14 protein-coding genes are annotated in these 11,086 nt (G+C 72.9%); 6 read left to right on the top strand and 8 right to left on the bottom strand.

The window, feature by feature from the left end; all coding sequences use genetic code 11:
• Positions 1 to 1,034 (top strand): cytochrome b/b6 domain-containing protein (locus ESO86_RS05340; RefSeq protein WP_242492214.1); only part of this gene is annotated, 1,034 nt, incomplete at its 5' end.
• 60 nt (positions 1,035 to 1,094) lie between these two features.
• On the opposite strand, the gene ESO86_RS05335 is transcribed toward ESO86_RS05340, so the two are convergent.
• Genes ESO86_RS05335 through ESO86_RS05325 form a run of 3 tightly spaced genes read right to left on the bottom strand, consistent with a single transcriptional unit; the run spans position 1,095 to position 3,659 of the window.
• Positions 1,095 to 1,892, bottom strand: coding sequence for an ABC transporter permease subunit (locus ESO86_RS05335; protein WP_129233854.1), 798 nt, complete (start codon positions 1,890 to 1,892; stop codon positions 1,095 to 1,097).
• The gene (locus ESO86_RS05330; protein ID WP_129233852.1) at positions 1,889 to 2,863 is read right to left on the bottom strand and encodes an ABC transporter ATP-binding protein; all 975 of its coding nucleotides are present in this window, start codon (positions 2,861 to 2,863) and stop codon (positions 1,889 to 1,891) included. The genes ESO86_RS05335 and ESO86_RS05330 overlap by 4 nt, the downstream gene beginning before the upstream one ends.
• Positions 2,864 to 2,906: 43 nt before the next feature.
• Positions 2,907 to 3,659, bottom strand: a complete 753-nt coding sequence (locus tag ESO86_RS05325; protein WP_165307349.1) for a TetR/AcrR family transcriptional regulator — start codon at positions 3,657 to 3,659, stop codon at positions 2,907 to 2,909.
• A 310-nt stretch (positions 3,660 to 3,969) separates the two neighbouring features.
• On the opposite strand from ESO86_RS05325, the gene ESO86_RS05320 reads away from it, so the two are divergent.
• The 3 genes from ESO86_RS05320 to ESO86_RS05310 are packed head-to-tail and all read left to right on the top strand — an operon-like array spanning position 3,970 to position 7,019.
• Positions 3,970 to 4,944, top strand: a complete 975-nt coding sequence (locus ESO86_RS05320) for an aldo/keto reductase (protein ID WP_242492213.1) — start codon at positions 3,970 to 3,972, stop codon at positions 4,942 to 4,944.
• A 59-nt stretch (positions 4,945 to 5,003) separates the two neighbouring features.
• Complete coding sequence (locus ESO86_RS05315; RefSeq protein ID WP_129233849.1) at positions 5,004 to 6,389, top strand: M16 family metallopeptidase; 1,386 nt, start codon at positions 5,004 to 5,006, stop codon at positions 6,387 to 6,389.
• A 24-nt stretch (positions 6,390 to 6,413) separates the two neighbouring features.
• Positions 6,414 to 7,019, top strand: coding sequence for a histidine phosphatase family protein (locus ESO86_RS05310; protein ID WP_129233847.1), 606 nt, complete (start codon positions 6,414 to 6,416; stop codon positions 7,017 to 7,019).
• 37 nt (positions 7,020 to 7,056) lie between these two features.
• Here ESO86_RS05310 and ESO86_RS05305 read toward each other — a convergent pair whose 3' ends face one another.
• Positions 7,057 to 7,548 carry a GNAT family N-acetyltransferase gene (locus ESO86_RS05305; protein WP_129233845.1) on the bottom strand — a complete coding sequence of 164 codons (492 nt, stop codon included), beginning with the start codon at positions 7,546 to 7,548 and terminating at the stop codon, positions 7,057 to 7,059.
• 62 nt (positions 7,549 to 7,610) lie between these two features.
• On the opposite strand from ESO86_RS05305, the gene dapB reads away from it, so the two are divergent.
• Positions 7,611 to 8,360 (top strand): 4-hydroxy-tetrahydrodipicolinate reductase, encoded by a 750-nt coding sequence (dapB, locus tag ESO86_RS05300; RefSeq protein ID WP_129233843.1) that lies wholly within the window; start codon positions 7,611 to 7,613, stop codon positions 8,358 to 8,360.
• Positions 8,357 to 8,800: a tetratricopeptide repeat protein gene (locus tag ESO86_RS05295; RefSeq protein ID WP_129233841.1), complete on the top strand. Its 444-nt coding sequence runs from the start codon at positions 8,357 to 8,359 to the stop codon at positions 8,798 to 8,800. Before dapB ends, ESO86_RS05295 begins: the two co-directional genes overlap by 4 nt.
• Here ESO86_RS05295 and ESO86_RS05290 read toward each other — a convergent pair.
• The 4 genes from ESO86_RS05290 to ESO86_RS05275 all read right to left on the bottom strand — a co-directional run.
• Complete coding sequence (locus ESO86_RS05290) at positions 8,772 to 9,677, bottom strand: TIGR01777 family oxidoreductase (protein ID WP_129233839.1); 906 nt, start codon at positions 9,675 to 9,677, stop codon at positions 8,772 to 8,774. The two genes, ESO86_RS05295 and ESO86_RS05290, sit on opposite strands and share 29 nt — an antisense overlap.
• A 2-nt stretch (positions 9,678 to 9,679) precedes the next feature.
• Positions 9,680 to 10,105 carry an OsmC family peroxiredoxin gene (locus tag ESO86_RS05285; RefSeq protein ID WP_129233836.1) on the bottom strand — a complete coding sequence of 142 codons (426 nt, stop codon included), beginning with the start codon at positions 10,103 to 10,105 and terminating at the stop codon, positions 9,680 to 9,682.
• Positions 10,106 to 10,196: 91 nt separating this feature from the next.
• Entirely contained in the window at positions 10,197 to 10,682 is a 486-nt protein-coding gene (locus tag ESO86_RS05280; RefSeq protein ID WP_129233835.1) for a DUF4395 domain-containing protein, read from the bottom strand.
• Positions 10,663 to 11,086, bottom strand: a 424-nt coding sequence (locus tag ESO86_RS05275; protein ID WP_165307347.1) for a thioredoxin family protein, incomplete at its 5' end; no start/stop codon positions are given. The genes ESO86_RS05280 and ESO86_RS05275, both read right to left, overlap by 20 nt.

Genomic DNA, 11,086 nt, shown 5'->3' with positions numbered 1-11,086 from the left:
CACCGGCCCCCGCAGCTTCCGCGGCGACCGTGCCCGAGGCGCCCACTCGGTCCACCGCACCTGCGGAGTCGGTCGCGCCCGCCGCGGCGCCGCCGGCATCGAGCACCCCTGCGCAGCCCGGCCCCAGGCGATACGGCCCGCTGACGCTCAGGCAGTGGGTCGGGGCATCGGTCATCGGGATCCTCGCGATCATCGGCGCCGCGACCATCGTCGTCCAGCTCACGAGGTGGTTCCTCGGCCTGGACGTCATGCAGGACTTCCTCGCGACCTACCCCGGCGAGACGCCCCTGCCCGATGGCGCGCCCGTCGGGCTCCCGGCGTGGCTCGGCTGGCAGCACTTCTTCAACGTCTTCCTCATCGTGCTGATCATCCGTTCGGGACTCCAGGTGCGCACCGAGCGCCGGCCGCCGGCGTACTGGACGCCGCGCTGGGCGAAGGGCGGCCAGGGCAGGATCAGCCTCACGCTGTGGTTCCACCAGTCGCTCGACGTCCTGTGGCTCGTGAACGGCCTGGTGTTCGTCGTGCTGCTGTTCGCGACGGGCCAGTGGATGCGCGTCGTGCCGACCAGCTGGGAGGTCGTCCCGAACGCGGTGTCGGCCGGGCTGCAGTACCTCTCGCTCGACTGGCCGCTCGAGAACGGCTGGGTCAACTACAACAGCCTCCAGGTGCTCGCCTACTTCACCACGATCTTCATCGCGGCACCGCTCGCCGCGATCACCGGCGTGCGGATGTCGGGCCTGTGGCCGAAGAACGCCACGACGCTGAACCGGATCTACCCGGTGGAGTGGGCGCGCGCCGTGCACTTCCCGGTCATGCTGTACTTCGTCGCGTTCATCGTCGTGCACGTCACGCTGGTCCTCCTGACCGGGGCGCTCCGCAACCTCAACCACATGTACGCGGCGCAGGACGCCGACGGCTGGCTGGGCTTCTGGATCTTCGTCGCCTCGATCGTCGTCATTGCAGCGGCATGGATCGCCGCCCGCCCGACCGTGCTCGCGCCGATCGCCGGCCTGCTCGGCAAGGTCGGCCGATAGGCGAGCGGATGCCGCGGCGCGGCGCCCCACGACGTGGCGCCGGCCGCGGCATCCGCTCGGTCAGACCGCGACGTCGCGACGCCGGAACGCGAGCCAGCCGACCAGGAGCAGCACGGCGACGACGGCGTAGTTCAGCCAGATCGTGCCGTTCCAGCCGTTCAGGATCGGCGAGTCGCCGTACGCCCAGCTGTACGGCGACCAGTCGTGCAGCCAGGACAGCTCGTCGCTCTGGTTGCCGAGGGCGTTGAGCGCGTACGCGTACACCGCGATGCCCGAACCGGCACTGACCGCCCAGGTCCGGCGGCCCGTGACGGCGCCGACGCCGATCGCCGCCGTCGCGGTCAGCGACACCAGCCCGAGGAAGGCGACGGCGGTCGCGACGAGGTTGCCGAACTCGATGCCGAGCTCGGAGGGCTCGTTCAGGACCATGACGACCACCACGCTCACGATCGCCAGCCAGGCGAGCCTGACGAGCACCGCAGCGCTGCGCTCGGCGAGGACCTGGCCTCGGAGCACGCCGTGCGCGAGCGTCAGTTCGAGCTGGCCGTTCTCCTCGTCGGCCGCGATCGCGTCGGTGCCCCATCCCACCGCGGCGATCGTGAGGAGCACGAAGCCGATGAGCCCGTAGAACGTCGCCTGCGCGTACCCCGGTCCCGACCCGATCTGGTCGTAGTTCAGGGACCTGACCAGCTCCGGCGGAAGCGTGTCGATGATCTGCTGCATCTGGCCGTTGCCGCCGAACGACGGGTACAGCGGCAGGTACAGGAAGAGCGCCGCGAGGATGCCGATCGTCCAGCCGAGCAGGCCGCGCCAGCCGTCGACCATCGAGCGGCGGAAGAGGGGCAGCACGCGGTTCATCGCTTCGCCGACTTCCGGTCGGCGTCGACGGGTTCCGCCGTCGACGAGAGGTCGGTGCCGTAGTACGCGAGCACCATCTCCTCGAGGTCCGGTTCCTCCATGGTCAGGTCGACGAGGTCGAGGAGCGCGACCGCCTTCACGAACGCGTCGACGTGCGAGTCGAGCGTCGCGGTGAGCGCGACCGTGCCCGGCCCGTTGGCGACGGACGCCGTGTCGGCGACGCCGGCGAGCGCGTCGAGCGTGGAACGCGCCGCCGCGGCATCCGCCTCGGCGACCACCAGCTTGACGTGGCGCACGGCATTCTCGCGCAGCGCCGCGACGGTCGACCGCTCGACGATGCGTCCCTGCTTGAGGATCGCGATCTCGTGCGCGGTCTGCTGGACCTCGCTCAGCACGTGCGAGCTGAGGAAGACGGTCTGCCCCTTGGCCTTCGCCTCGTGGAGCATCCCGTGGAACTCCTGCTGCACGAGGGGGTCGAGGCCGCTCGTCGGCTCGTCGAGCACGAGCAGCTCCGGTTCGTGCATGAACGCCTGGATGAGCCCGATCTTCTGCTTGTTGCCCTTGGACAGGCTGCGCACGGGCCGGCCGAGGTCGACGCCGAGGCGGTCGGCGAGGTCGTCGACCGCACCCTTCCGGACCGGGCCGGAGATCTCGGCGTAGTGCGCGAGGAACTCGCGGCCCTTCACGCGCGTGCCGAGGTGCAGTTCACCGGGCAGGTAGCCGATCCGTCGTCGCAGCTCCGCCCCGCCGTCGCGCGGCGAGCGGCCGAGCACCGTCAGGTCGCCGCCGGTGGGGCGGATGATGTCGAGCAGCAGCCGCATGGTGGTCGTCTTGCCCGCGCCGTTCGGCCCGATCATCCCGAAGACGCTGCCGCGGGGGATGTCGAGGTCGAGGCCGTGCAGGGCCGTGGTCGCGCCGTAGCGCTTGGTCAGGCCGCGCGTGCTGACGGCGGCCTCGGTGTCGGTGGTCATGTGGGTCCTCTCGTCGGTCGATGGTGTGGGATGCCGCGGCGCGTCACTCGCGCGCGGAATCCTCGACCGGCGGGTCGGGGTCCTGGACGGGGTTCCCGGGTCCCTTGTCGGAGCGGACCCGAGGCGCCGGGTCCGCCCGGCGGGACTCGGGCGCGTGGGCGTCGGATGCGGCGGCGATCGCGTCGCGCGCGGCGTCGAGCAGGCGCGTGTCGGCGTAGAGCCCCTCGGTGTAGAACTCGAGGGTCGGCAGGGTCATCCGTCGCACGACCGCGGGGGAGTCGAGCGGGGCGCCGAGCACGCGCGCGAACTGGCCGCGGAGGAGCAGCGGCGCGAGCCCGTAGGCGGTGATGAGCAGGGCGCGCAGGTCGGGGTCGCTGGACGCGTTCATGCTTCCGTCGGCGACGCCGCGCTCGAGCATCGCGCCGGTCTCGGCGAGCAGGAGGTCGAAGAGGCGGTCGGCGCCCGGGGACCCGTCGGCGAGCATGACGGCGAGGTAGGCGATCGACGTGCCGAACCGAGCCGGGTCGTCGAGCCATTCGCGGATGGTCGCGGCGACGGATGCCTCGCCGAGTCGGTCCTTCTCGCCCATGAGCTCCTGCACGAGCCAGTCGTCGCAGGCGCGGCGGAGGCCCTCCTTCGAGCCGTAGTGGTGGATGACGAGCCCGGCGCTGACGCCGACGTCGGCGGCGACCTCGCGCAGGCTCGTGCCGGCGTAGCCGTGCGCGCCGAAGCGGGCGATCGCGGCGTCGCGGATGCGGGCGGCGGTCGTGGCGTCCTCGGGCCGGATTGAACGCATGTTCAGCATACTAAACGATCGTTCAGCGATGTTTCAAGGGGGCGCGCCGTGGTCGTCTCGAGGGTGCCGCGACGTCACCGGGTGTTCACCAACGGTTTCGTAACGCTTCGCCGTCATGTCCAACCACCCCGTTCGTTCCTGACATACGCTCGTCTTCAATCCTGGGGAGGAGGACCGAGTGGCACGACGACACGCACTGCAGGGAGGCAGGCGCGCCGGGAGTGCGCCGGCGGTCATCGACCGGCCGGACGCACACGTTCCGGCGCACGCGAGCGCGTCCCGTGAGCTCGGCGAGGGGACCACCCCGGGCGTGACGCTCGGGACCGAGCAGATCACGACGAACGCGGACTCCGGGCCCATCGCGGTGCCCCGTCGCGTCACGATCGGCGAGACCGGCTTCGAGGTGCATCCGCTCGCGCTCGGCGCGAGCACCTTCGGCTGGACCCTCGACGCGGAGGCGAGCGGCGACATCCTCGACCGGTTCGTCGCGCTGGGCGGAACGCTGATCGACACGGCGGACAGCTACGCCGCGGGACGCAGCGAGACGATCATCGGCGAGTGGCTGGGCTCACGCGGCGCCCGGGACCGCGTCCGCATCGCCACGCGGGTCGGTCGTCACCCCGACCACACGGGTCTCGCCCCGGCTGCCCTCAGCCGCGCCGTCGACGCCTCGCTCGAACGGCTCGGCACCGACCGCATCGACCTGCTCTGCTTCCACGGCGACGACCCGGAGGTGCCCCTCGAGGAGAGCCTCGGTGCCGTCGACGCGCTCATCGCCTCCGGCAAGGTGCTGGCGGTCGGCGCGTCCGACCTGTCGCCCGAACGCCTCATCGAGGCCCGCGTGCTGGCCGCGAACGGCCTGCCCAGGTTCCAGGCCCTGACGACGCGCTACAACCTCATGGAGCGCCGCGCCTTCGAGGGCGCCACCGAACTCGTCGCGCACGCACAGGGACTGCCCGTGATGCCGGACTTCGCACTCGCCGACGGATTCCTCGGCGGCGCGATCCGACGTCGAGTCGACGTGCGGCGCGACGCGCGCGGTGAGCGACAGGGCCGCCATCTCGGTCGACGCGGCCTTCGCGTGCTCCGCGCGCTCGACGAGGTCGCGGCCGCCCACGGGACCGTTCCCGCCGCGATCGCGATCGCGTGGCTGCTCGCACGGCCGACGGTCGTCGCCCCGGTCACGGGCGTGAGCCGGCCCGAGCAGGTCGACGCCCTGCTCGGCGCGGCCTCGCTCGAGCTGCATCGGTCCGAACTCGTCGAGCTCGACCGGGCGTCTGCGTAGTCGCCGCCCCGCGCGCGGACACGCGGGCCCGTCGCTCGGGGGTGACATAGGCTGGGGGCGTGAACGGCGCCGTCGAACTCCCGCTTGGTGAGCCCGAACTGGCCTTCCCCGCCGCCGGCGAGACGCTCGTGCGTCGATCGGTCCTCCCGTCCGGCATCCGGGTGCTCAGCGAACAGGTGCCGGGGAGCCGGAGCGCGACCATCGGGTTCTGGGTCGCCGTCGGATCGCGGGACGAACACCCCGCGGAGAGCGGTCACCCCGCCACGTTCGGCTCGACGCACTTCCTCGAGCACCTCCTGTTCAAGGGCACCGAGACGCGGAGCGCCCTCGACATCGCGATCTCCTTCGACGCCGTCGGCGGCGAGCACAACGCCGTGACCGCCAAGGAGTACACCTGCTACTACGCCAAGGTGCAGGACCGCGACCTGCCCATGGCGGTCGACGTCCTCGCCGACATGTTCACGTCGTCGGTCCTCGACCCGGAGGACTTCGAGAGCGAGCGCCGCGTCATCCTCGAGGAGCTCGCGATGGCCGGCGACGATCCGGCCGACGTCGCGAACGAGCGGTTCTTCGAGGCCGTGCTCGGCACCCACCCGCTGGCCCGCCCGATCGGCGGGGACCCCGAGGCGATCGGCGTCGCGACCCGCGACGCGGTCCTCGAGCACTACCGCGCGAGCTACCGTGCGCGCGATCTCGTCGTCACCGCGGCGGGGGCCGTCGACCACGACGCACTCGTCGAACGCCTCTCCGCGGCGCTCGAGGCGGCGGGGTGGGACCTCGCCGAGACGGCCGCACCCGTCGACCGTCGCCCGGCCGAACTCGCCCTCGTCGACGGTCGCTCGCCGCTCACCGTGGTCGAGCGGCCCGGCGAGCAGGTCAACCTCGTGCTCGGCGTGCCCGGCCTCGTCGCGACGGACGACCGTCGCGCCGTGCTGAGCGTGCTCAACACCGTCTTCGGCGGCGGCATGTCGTCGCGGCTGTTCCAGCAGATCCGGGAACGTCGCGGGCTCGCCTACGCCGTCTACTCGTTCGCACCGGGGTACTCCGACGCGGGGGTGTTCGGCATGTACGCCGGATGCGCGCCGAAGAACGCCGCCACCGTGGCCGCGCTCATGCGCACCGAGCTCGAGCGGCTCGCCCACCACGGAGTCACCGATGACGAGCTCACCCGCGCGATCGGCTACCTCGGCGGCGCCTCGGCGCTCGCGCTCGAGGACTCCGACACGCGGATGTCGCGACTCGGCCGCGCCGAGCTCGCGCTGGGGGAATTCGCCGACCTCGACGAGGCGCTGCGCCGCGTCGGACGCGTCACCGCCGACGACGTCCGGGCGCTCGCCGGCGAACTGGCCGCCCGGCCGTTCTCGCTCGTCGCCGTCGGCCCCGTCGACGAGCACGCCTTCCGCTCGATCGTCGACCAGCCCGAAACCCGACCCGACGTCGCCTAGCGACGTCCGACCACAGGATCAGACGTGCCCCACCACCTCTACCTCGTCCGACACGGCGAGCAGCTCGACGCCGAGCACGGCCTCCCCGACGGGCCGCTCTCCCCGCGCGGACGGCGCCAGGCCGAACTGCTCGCGGAGCGCCTCGGCGGCATCCCCTTCGACGCCGCGTACCACTCGCCCCTGCAGCGCGCCGCCGAGACGGCCGACATCATCGCGTCGAAGCTGCCCTCGCTGAAGCCCGAGGCCTCGCCGCTGCTGTTCGACTGCGTCCCGTCGGGACCGGCGCCCGAGACTCCGGCCGCCTACGCGCCGTTCTTCGGCTCCTTCACCGAGCTCGACTTCGAGGCGGGGCGTGCGCAGATGGCCGACGCGAACGCCGAGTTCCTCCGGTCGCATCGCGAGGACCGCCACGACCTGCTCATCACGCACAACTTCGTCATCGGCTGGTTCGTGCGCGAGGTGCTCGGCGCACCCGAGTGGCGCTGGGCGACGATCAACCAGGCCAACTGCGGGCTCACCGTCCTGACGCAGCGCGCACCCGGCAGGCCGTGGAACCTCGTCGTGCACAACGACCTCGCGCACCTGCCGCCCGAGCTGCGCACCGGACTGCCGGAGCCGTTCGCGCTCTGAGCACCCCGATCGGCGCGCGGCGCGCCGGTCCGGCAGCTCAGCCGGCGGCCGGCTGGACCCGCTTGCCGTACCAGTCGGTCGCGTTCGGGTTGTCGTTGTAGGGCTCGATGGCGACGTACCCGCTCGCGGCGTACAGCCCGCCCGCCGCGGCGAGGCTCGCGTTCGTGTCGAGCACCAGCTCCTCGGCGCCGAATGCGACGGCACGCCGCTCGAGCTCGCCGAGCAGCGCGCGGCCGCCACCCCGCCCGCGCGCCGTGGGAGCGAGCCAGAGGTGCTTGACCTCGTACCGCAGGAGTCCGCCGTCGGCGGAGGCGATCCGGCGGATCCCGCCGCACCCGACGGCACCGCCGGTCTCGTCCTCGACCACGAGGAACACGCCAGCCGGGGGAGTGAACTGCGCGGCCTCCGGCCAGGTCGGGCGGTACTCGCCCTGCTCGGGCGGGAAGCCCTCCGCGCGCTCGGCGAAGTACTCGCCGAGCATCCGGTTCGCGTCGGGGTCGGTCACGGCGGCGTCGCGGAAGCGGAGCATGCGCCAAGCCTACGGCGCGCGCGGTGCCGGTCCGCGGGGCCCCGGTTGCTAGGGTGAACGTCGTGACGATCACGGTGGCGGTCGCTGGCGCGACGGGGAAGATGGGGCGCCTCGCGACCCGACTGATCGACGAGGCCGACGACCTCGAGCTCCACGCCGGGCTCGACTCGTCCTCGAGCCTCGACGAACTCGCCGGGGCCGACGTCGTGCTCGACGTCACGCACCCCGCGGCGAGTGCCGCGATCGTGGAGGCCGCGATCGAGGCGCGCGCCGCGGTCGTCGTCGGCACCTCCGGCTGGTCGCGCGAGCGCATCGCCGAGGTCGAGACGCGCCTGCGCGAGGCCGACGCCACGTCCGGCGTGATCTTCGTGCCGAACTTCTCGATCGGCAGCGTGCTCGGCTCGGCGTTCGCGGCCTTCGCGGCCCGCCACTTCGACTCCATCGAGATCGTGGAGGCGCATCACGCGGGCAAGGTCGACTCGCCGTCCGGCACGGCGGTGCGGACGGCCGAGCTCATCGCCGCCTCGCGCGGCGAGCTCGGCCCGGTGTCGGCGCCGCACGCCGACCAGCGAGCGCGCGGCCAGCTCGTCTCCGGCGTGCCGATCCACAGCCTCCGCATGGACGGCGTCCTCGCCGACCAGCGCGTCGTGCTCGGCGCTCCCGGGGAGAGCCTGCAGATCACGCACTCGACGATCGCGCCGACGGCGTACGAGGCCGGCATCCTGCTCGCCCTGCGTCGCGCGCCGTCGGCCGACGGGGTCACCGTGGGACTCGATGCGCTCCTCGGCCTCGAGCTTCCCGACGGTCGATGAGCGGCGCGAAGGTCGGCGCCGTCGTCATGGCGGCGCTCCTGGTGCTCTACGTCGCGCTGGTGGGATGGCGCGCGGTGCAGTTCGTCCTCACGGGCGAGCCGATCGCCGTCGCGATGGGCGTGGCGCTCATGGTGCTGCCGATCCTGGCCGTCTGGGCGATCTGGCGGGAGTTCTCGTTCGGGATCCGGTCGCAGCGGCTGGTCGAGCGGCTCGAGTCCGAGGGCGCGCTCGACCTGGGCATCCCGGTCCGCGCGAGCGGGCGTCCCGAGCGCGGTGCGGCGGACGCCGCGTTCCCCGAGTTCCGCGCCGCCGTCGAGTCCGAGCCCGACTCGTGGCGGGCGTGGTTGCGACTCGGGCTCGCGTACGACGCCGCGGGGGATCGGCGTCGAGCGCGTCGTGCGGTGCGCCGGGCTATCGAACTCGAGCGGGCTCGGGACTGAGCATCGCGTCGATCGCCGACTCGATGCTCGGGTGCCGGAACCGGTAGCCGTCGTCGATGAGGCGCTGCGGCCGCACCTTCTGGCTCGACAGCAGCAGGTCGTCGGCGGCCTTGCCGAGGGCCGCCTCGAGGAGCTTCTCGGGGACCGGGATGACGTAGGGACGGTGCATCCGCTCGGCGAGCGCCGCCATCACGCGATCCGCGGTCGCGGGCGTCGGCCCGACGAGGTTCACCGGACCCGAGAGGTGCGAGTCCAGCAGGTGCAGGATCGCGTCGACCTCGTCCTCCAGCGCGATCCAGGGCCAGTGCTGGCCGCCCGTTCCCAGGCGCCCGGAGACGCCGAGCGTCGTGAGGGCGCGGATCCGCTGCATCGCACCGCCGCGGCCCACGACGATGCCGGTTCGGAAGACGACCGTCCGGGTCTCGTGCGGGGCGAGCTGCGCCGCCGCCTCCCAGCGGCCGACGACCTCGGCGAGGAACCCGGTGCCGGCGGCGGAGTGCTCGGTGAGCAGCTCGCCCGGTCGGTCGCCGTAGTACCCGACGGCCGACGCGCTGAGGAAGGTCGCGGGAGGCGTGCGCGCCTTGCGCATCGCGTCCGCGAGCGTCCTGGTGGCCGCGATGCGCGATTCGAGGATCTCGTCGCGATAGCGCCGCGTCCACGGCAGCCGCGCGAGCGAGGCGCCCGAGAGGTTCAGGACGGCGTCGACGCGGTCCATGATCGTGAAGTCGATGATGCCGGACGCCGGCGACCAGCTGACCTCGTCCGTCGACTGGGCGCGCCGGCGCACGAGCCGCACGACCTCGTGGCCGTCGGCCAGGAGTCGGTCACGGACGGCCGTGCCGATGAAGCCGGAGGCGCCGGCGACGAGGACTCGCACCGCTACGCGAGCTCCGCCTCGATCGTGATCGGAATGCCGGTGAGCGCCTGCGAGATCGGGCAGTTCACCTTGGCATCCTCGGCGAACGCCTCGAACTCGGCCTCGCCGAGGCCGGGCACGCGCGCGCTCACGAGCAGGTGGCTGCCCGTCACGCCCTCACCGGGCTGGAAGGTCACCGCGGCGGTGGTCTGGATGCTCTCGGGGGTGTGGCCCGCCTCGGTGAGGATGTTCGACAGCGCCATCGAGAAGCATGCCGAGTGGGCCGCGCCGAGCAGCTCCTCGGGGTTCGTGGTCCCCGCCTCGCCTTCGGCGCGCGCCTTCCAGTTGACCGGGAACTCGGCCACCTTCGACGAGTCGAGGCGCGTGGTGCCCGACCCCTCGAAGAGGCTGCCGGTCCAGACCGTGGTCGATTCGCTCGTCAGTGCCAATTGGTCCTCCTCCTCGAGCCGGAAGTCCCAGCCTATCGAGCGGATGCCGCGTCCGGCAGTCGCCGGGCCCCGCGCGTCCTCCGCGGATCGGTCACGCGGCCCTGATGACGCGGGCGCGGACGAGCAGCAGGTAGAGCTGGCATCCGAGGCAGTACCCGAACGCCGCGTTGAGGAAGGCGGCGAAGAACGCCGCGGCCGCGGCGATCGGCACGGCCGCCGCGACGCCGAGCATCCCGAGCACGACGCCCGTCGCCGTGACCACCAGGCCGACGAGCTGGGCGAACGTCGGCGGGCGCGGGTCCTCGAGCTCGGCGGGCGGCGCGAGCCGCGGACGGACGAGGGCCCGGTAGAGCAGGCCGAACGGGTGTCGGGCGACCCCGGCGATCGCGCCCCACGCGAAGAGCGCCGCGAGGATGACGAGGAGCACGAGCGCCGCAACGTCGAGCCCGCCGACGCCGAGCACGACGACCGCGAGCAGCAGGACGGAGGTGATCGCGGCGGAGAAGCGCGGCCCGCGCGGGTCGATGCCGGGGCGGCCGGCGGATGCGGCGCGCGACTCAGGCGTGGTGGCGGACACGGGACCTCCCGGTGGTGGTGTCGAGTTCGTCGCGGAGAGCGCCGATGCGCGGCACGCCGGTCACGCGAGCCGTCGCCCGCCCGTCGGCCCCGAGCACGAGCACGGTCGGCGTCTGCGTCACGCGGAACGCGTCGGCGAGGTCGCGCCGGTGGGTGAGGTCGATGTCGACGTGGCGCACGTCGCGGTACTCCGACGCGAGCTCCGCGAGTGCGCGGGCCGTGCCCGGGCAACGACTGCAGAACTCCGTCGAGAACTGCACGAGGGTCGCGTCGGCGCCGAGCGCCTCGCCCGCCAGTCCGAGGCGTTCGGCATCCGAGGTCGGCGCGGGCGAGCCCGGCCGGATGGCGGATGCGGCGCCGACCGGGACGTCGACGCGCCCAGCGAGGTGCTGGACGCGCCCCTCG

Origin of the sequence: Agromyces binzhouensis (assembly GCF_004135055.1) — a bacterium.
In the GTDB taxonomy this organism is placed as follows: domain Bacteria; phylum Actinomycetota; class Actinomycetes; order Actinomycetales; family Microbacteriaceae; genus Agromyces; species Agromyces binzhouensis.
The sequence above is the reverse complement of the archived record's forward strand: the minus strand, read 5'-3'. Positions and strand labels throughout refer to the sequence as shown.

Excerpts from the sequence above, each read along its gene's own strand:
- ESO86_RS05295 (WP_129233841.1), top strand. The coding sequence starts at position 8,357 with ATGAGCGGCGCGAAGGTCGGCGCCGTCGTCATGGCGGCGCTCCTGGTG.
- ESO86_RS05325 (WP_165307349.1), bottom strand. The coding sequence starts at position 3,659 with ATGCGTTCAATCCGGCCCGAGGACGCCACGACCGCCGCCCGCATCCGC.
- ESO86_RS05305 (WP_129233845.1), bottom strand. The coding sequence starts at position 7,548 with ATGCTCCGCTTCCGCGACGCCGCCGTGACCGACCCCGACGCGAACCGG.
- ESO86_RS05335 (WP_129233854.1), bottom strand. The coding sequence starts at position 1,892 with ATGAACCGCGTGCTGCCCCTCTTCCGCCGCTCGATGGTCGACGGCTGG.
- ESO86_RS05330 (WP_129233852.1), bottom strand. The coding sequence starts at position 2,863 with ATGACCACCGACACCGAGGCCGCCGTCAGCACGCGCGGCCTGACCAAG.